The organism is Euzebyales bacterium, assembly GCA_035461305.1.
In the GTDB taxonomy this organism is placed as follows: Bacteria; Actinomycetota; Nitriliruptoria; order Euzebyales; family JAHELV01; genus JAHELV01.
On the sequence record DATHVN010000191.1, the window covers coordinates 1 to 4,496 of the forward strand.

The following is a 4,496-nucleotide window of genomic DNA, read 5'->3' on the forward strand; positions in this document are numbered from 1 at the left end:
TCAGGCCGACGACAGCGCGGAACAGGTAGACCGGCGATCGCACGAGCGGCGGCAGCGCGCCGGCCTCGGTCGACCCGTCGACATCGAGCATCTCGTCACCGCCGATGCGCGGCGGCTGGCCCTGGTGCTTCGACGGTGCCGAACGGGACATCAGCCGTCCTCCCCACGCGCGAGCTGCGAGGCGGGCCAGGACAGCAGTCCGTCCTCGCTTCGGCTCTGCAGCGTTGCGCTGCCAGGGTCGATCAGGACCACGCACCCCTCCCCACTGACCAGTGTGCTCCCGAGCCTCCCGACCCTGCGCACCTTTGTCAGGACGTACGACGGGCGGTGGTCGACATCGATCTGCATTGCCCAACCTCCGGTTCAGTTGGCTGTCGGCCTGTCGGTGGTCCCGGGTCAACTCGCGGCAGGCGGCACGTCCCTGACGAAGGTCACGGCGCTCCCCGCCGGCGTCGGCGTGCGACGCCCGGTTGCGCTCCGCCTGCTCGGACGCGACGTGCAGCATGACCGGCAGAACCCGGAAACGAAGGACAGGGGCGCGGACCGGTGCACGTCGATGCCGAAATCGCGGAGCTCGCGGTCGACCCGGTGGTGGTGGACGGCGGCGTGGACGCCAGCCGTTATCACCTCCAGGCGCCACTCCCTCCACGGATGCCACCAGCTCTCCCGGCCCGGGATCACCGACTCCGATGCGTGCCGACCTGAGGTCCATCCAACCCTCCTGGCCCTGCGGTGGGCCTGACGACCATATGAACCACGCGGAACGTGCGAAACCCCCTGGAGGACATTTCACCTACCTCCGCCGGTCAGCGCTGCACCACCCGCGCGCGGCTCGGCCGCTGAGGGATCACAGGCATGCGCGAGCGGAGCGGGCGAAGATCCGTCACGGCCCATTCAGCGTGCACCGGTGACCGGATCGCGCTCGCGCGCGGCAACCGCCGGGGACGCTGGAGACGGCACTACCAGAGCCGCAGCCCGATCCGGTACGGTGACGCATCACAGCGATGGTAGGGCCCCGCCGTGGCCACACCGCCCGAGTCCCACGCCGCCCGCCTCGACGTCGACTATCCGACACGCTCGATCGGCTGACGACGTTCTTCCGGCTGATCTGGCCATACCCATCCTCATCATCCTGGCCCTGCTCACCGCGACCGGCAACGAGACCGTGGTCACGGAGACCGGCGAGCAGGTCACCACCTCCCGCGGCGGGATCTCCGGCGGCCTGTGGGCCGCCACGATGCTGATGACCCACTTCCGTCTGCGGTACCCAAGGTGGTGGTTCGACTTCGCCCGCGAACTGACCCGCTTCGAAGCACGTGTCACTGCCTACCTGGCGTTGCTCACCGATCAGTACCCGTCGACCGTCGACGAGCAGGCCGTGCACCTCGAGATCGACTGTCCAGACGTCGAGCAGGACCTCAACCGCTGGCTGCCACTGGTCAAATGGCTGCTGGCGATCCCGCACCACATCGTCCTCGCCGTGCTCTTGCTCGCAGCGCTCGCCGCCATCGTGGTCGCGTGGTTTCGCGACCCTGTTCATCGGACGCTATCCGCGGGCGCTGTTCGACTTCGTGGTGGGGGTCGGCCGGTGGAGCCTTCGCGTCCAGGCGTATGCGTTCCTGCTCGTCACCGACCGGTACCCGCCATTCAGCCTCGCATGACGCGAGCGGACGGATGACACGGCGCCGCCGACCGCCTGACGCAGGCACCGTGTCGTCGTCCTGCGGCGGGCGGAGCCTGCCGGGTGTCAGCATCGTGCGATGGGCGTGCGAGTCACGATCGCACGCGGTCACGTTCCTCGCTCGGTCTACGTCATGAGGGTCCGGTTCGTCGTCGGGAGCGGGGAGCTGCTCGGTGCCGTGATGCTGGGTCTCCCGACGGTGGCGATTCGTCGGGACCGTCCTGCTCCTCGTCATCCTGGAAGGTGCCGTGGTCACGCATGTCATCAATCACCATCCGTTGTCCCAGAGCATCGCTGCCCCGGTGACGTTGGTGCTCGTCGCGTTCGTGGCGTGGGCATCCCGAGCCGTGGGGTGGCGGCAGCTGCTCGTGCGCAGCCACCTGTGACCAGGCGGGCGGCCTGCGCTCTCGAGTGGGAGGCGTCGTCCCGGCCAGAACAGGTGTGTCCTGACGTCGGCACCACGCGATACTCGACCCATGGACGTCGACCAGGCACGGCGCAGGTTCGCCACCGGTCGGGTCGCCAGGCTCGCGTCGGTCCACCCCAGAGGCACTCCACACCTGGTGCCGGTCACCTTCGCCGTCGACGGTGACGCGATCTTCACCGCGGTGGACGCCAAGCCCAAGCGCACCACCCGCCTGCAGCGCCTGGAGAACCTCCGTGCCCACCCCCAGTGCGCTCTCCTGGTCGACCACTACGACGACGACGACTGGTCGCAGCTGTGGTGGGTGCGCGCTGACGGCAGCGCACGCGTGATCGACGCCCCCGCCCCGTCGCATCCTGGGCTCGCGCTGCTCACCGACCGTTACGTTCCGTACGCTCGAACGTCACCGACGGGGCCCTTGATCGTGGTGACGGTCACCCGATGGACCGGCTGGTCGGCGTCGTGAGCTGATCCGCTCCTGCAGGTTTGTACTGACGCCGCCGCAGGCAGCAATGGGTCGGCAGCCTCTGGAGGAGCACGACACATGGACGTTGGCATTGGCATCCCCAACAGCATCCCCGGCACCGCGGGTGCCGATCTGATCGAGTGGGCACGGCGCGCCGAGGACGCCGGCTTCTCGAGCCTTGCCTCGATCGGCGCGGTGTCGTATCCGTCCCACGAGGAGTTGACGGTGTTCGCCGCCGCCGGCGCCGTCACCGAGCGCATCCGGTTCCTGACGAACCTGCTGATCGCACCGGCGCGCAGCGCCGCCGAGCTCGCGAAGCAGGCCGCGACGGTCGACCAGCTCACGAACGGGCGCCTGACCCTGGGCCTCGGGGTCGGGTGGCGAGCGACCGACTACGAGCTCACCGGCCGGGCGTTCGACGCCCGCGGGGCGCTGTTCGACGAACTGCTCAGTGGCCTGCGCACGGCGTGGGCGGGTGAGGCGCTGACCGGCGACAGCCGCCCGCCGTCGCCCCAGCCGATCCAGCAGCCCGGTGTGCCGGTGCTGATCGGCGGCATGACCGATGCGGCGATCAGGCGCGTGGTCGAGTTCGGCGACGGGTGGACCGCGGGAGGCATACCCCCTGACGATGTGAAGGCGTTCGCCGATCGGGTGCGCGGCGCGTGGGGCGACGCCGGCCGCGACGGACAGCCCCGCATCGTGGCGTTGGCGTACTTCGGCCTCGGTGACACGGTCGAGCAGTCGCGCAGCTACCTGCTCGACTACTACGCGCCGATGGGATCGGACATGGCGGAGATGATCGCCGGGTCAGCGTTGCGCTCGCCGGAGGGCGTCGCCGGCGCCGTCAGCGCGTTCGCCGGCGCAGGCATCGACGAGCTGATCCTCGACCCGACCGTCGGCGACCCGGATCAGGTCGACCAGCTCGCAGCGGCCCTCTGACCGCGCCGAGCAGGAACTCCGCGATCCTCGATCGTCCGCATGAAGCAAGACACCCGGGGGCGGGAATCCGGGCGCTTGCGTTCGGAGTGCCTGCCACGCTACCCAGAATCCCCACATCCCCAGACATCGTGAGGAGCTTCACAACGAAGCGATTCGTGTCCCACCAACAGCACCCCGGCGACGGCAGCCAACCACAGCGACGTCGCGACCCACGGCCGGGACAACGTCGTCGCCCGGGCCGGCGTGGACCAGCCCGGACGCGCCCGCCGGGGTGCCGCCGGGCGCGACGTCGGGTAGGTCGCCGACGACGACCTGCGCCTCATCACGTGTTTCCGCCGTCGTGGCTGGTGGCGCTGCTTCGTGATGCCAGGTCGTGCGGCCTCGTCCCGACCACAACAGGGCGGCGGTGCGTGTCCACGTCGCTCCGCTGGGACACAGGCCGTGGGACGTCGCATCGGACCACACGCCGACGTCCACCGCGAACCAACGACTCCGGACGCGTCGCCGGCGGACGAGGTTCACCGCCACCCAGGCGACCAGCACGCCGGCCAGGATCCAGGCCGCCCGGCCCGTCAGGGCGTCGACGACCGCGTACGACTCGCCGGCCGCGTACCCCGCGAGGGTGAACACCGCCGCCCACGCCACGCCACCGACGATGTTGAACACGAGGAAGCGCCCATATGGCATGCGGCCCATCCCGGCCACGCTCGGCACGAACGCTCGCAGCACGCTGGTCCACCGGCCGAGGAACATCACGACGCCGCCGTGCCGGCGCACGTAGCGCTCCACGTCGCGGACCGCATCCGCCCGCCGGCGCAGGAACCGGGTGCCGACCAGACGACGCCCCCAACGCCGGCCGATCTCGTACCCGGCGGAGTCTCCCGCGATCGCCGCCACGGCAGCGACCAGCAGGATCAGCGGCAGGGAGACCTGACCCCGCGACGCGAGCACCCCACCGAGGAGCACCGCGACCTCACCGGGCAGCA

At 70.3% G+C, this 4,496-nt stretch carries 6 protein-coding genes; 4 read left to right on the forward strand and 2 right to left on the reverse strand.

What is annotated here, in order from left to right; all coding sequences use genetic code 11:
- Positions 1 to 150: 150 nt before the first annotated feature.
- Entirely contained in the window at positions 151 to 348 is a 198-nt protein-coding gene (locus VK923_17750; protein HSJ46525.1) for a hypothetical protein, read from the reverse strand.
- A gap of 817 nt (positions 349 to 1,165) precedes the next feature.
- Here VK923_17750 and VK923_17755 point away from each other — a divergent pair.
- The 4 genes from VK923_17755 to VK923_17770 all read left to right on the forward strand — a co-directional run bounded on the left by VK923_17755 (position 1,166) and on the right by VK923_17770 (position 3,510).
- Entirely contained in the window at positions 1,166 to 1,678 is a 513-nt protein-coding gene (locus VK923_17755) for a hypothetical protein (GenBank protein ID HSJ46526.1), read from the forward strand.
- Positions 1,679 to 1,929: 251 nt separating this feature from the next.
- Positions 1,930 to 2,067 (forward strand): hypothetical protein, encoded by a 138-nt coding sequence (locus VK923_17760; protein ID HSJ46527.1) that lies wholly within the window; start codon positions 1,930 to 1,932, stop codon positions 2,065 to 2,067.
- A 90-nt stretch (positions 2,068 to 2,157) separates the two neighbouring features.
- The gene (locus VK923_17765) at positions 2,158 to 2,571 is read left to right on the forward strand and encodes a TIGR03668 family PPOX class F420-dependent oxidoreductase (GenBank protein ID HSJ46528.1); all 414 of its coding nucleotides are present in this window, start codon (positions 2,158 to 2,160) and stop codon (positions 2,569 to 2,571) included.
- A gap of 78 nt (positions 2,572 to 2,649) precedes the next feature.
- Positions 2,650 to 3,510, forward strand: a complete 861-nt coding sequence (locus VK923_17770) for an LLM class flavin-dependent oxidoreductase (GenBank protein ID HSJ46529.1) — start codon at positions 2,650 to 2,652, stop codon at positions 3,508 to 3,510.
- A gap of 138 nt (positions 3,511 to 3,648) precedes the next feature.
- Here the strand turns inward: VK923_17770 and VK923_17775 are convergent.
- A partial coding sequence (locus VK923_17775; GenBank protein HSJ46530.1) for a DedA family protein occupies positions 3,649 to 4,496 on the reverse strand: 848 nt, incomplete at its 5' end.

What these genes read in the sequence shown, in the direction of transcription:
- VK923_17750 (HSJ46525.1), bottom strand. Translation starts at nt 348, where the DNA reads ATGCAGATCGATGTCGACCACCGCCCGTCGTACGTCCTGACAAAGGTG.
- VK923_17765 (HSJ46528.1), top strand. Translation starts at nt 2,158, where the DNA reads ATGGACGTCGACCAGGCACGGCGCAGGTTCGCCACCGGTCGGGTCGCC.
- VK923_17770 (HSJ46529.1), top strand. Translation starts at nt 2,650, where the DNA reads ATGGACGTTGGCATTGGCATCCCCAACAGCATCCCCGGCACCGCGGGT.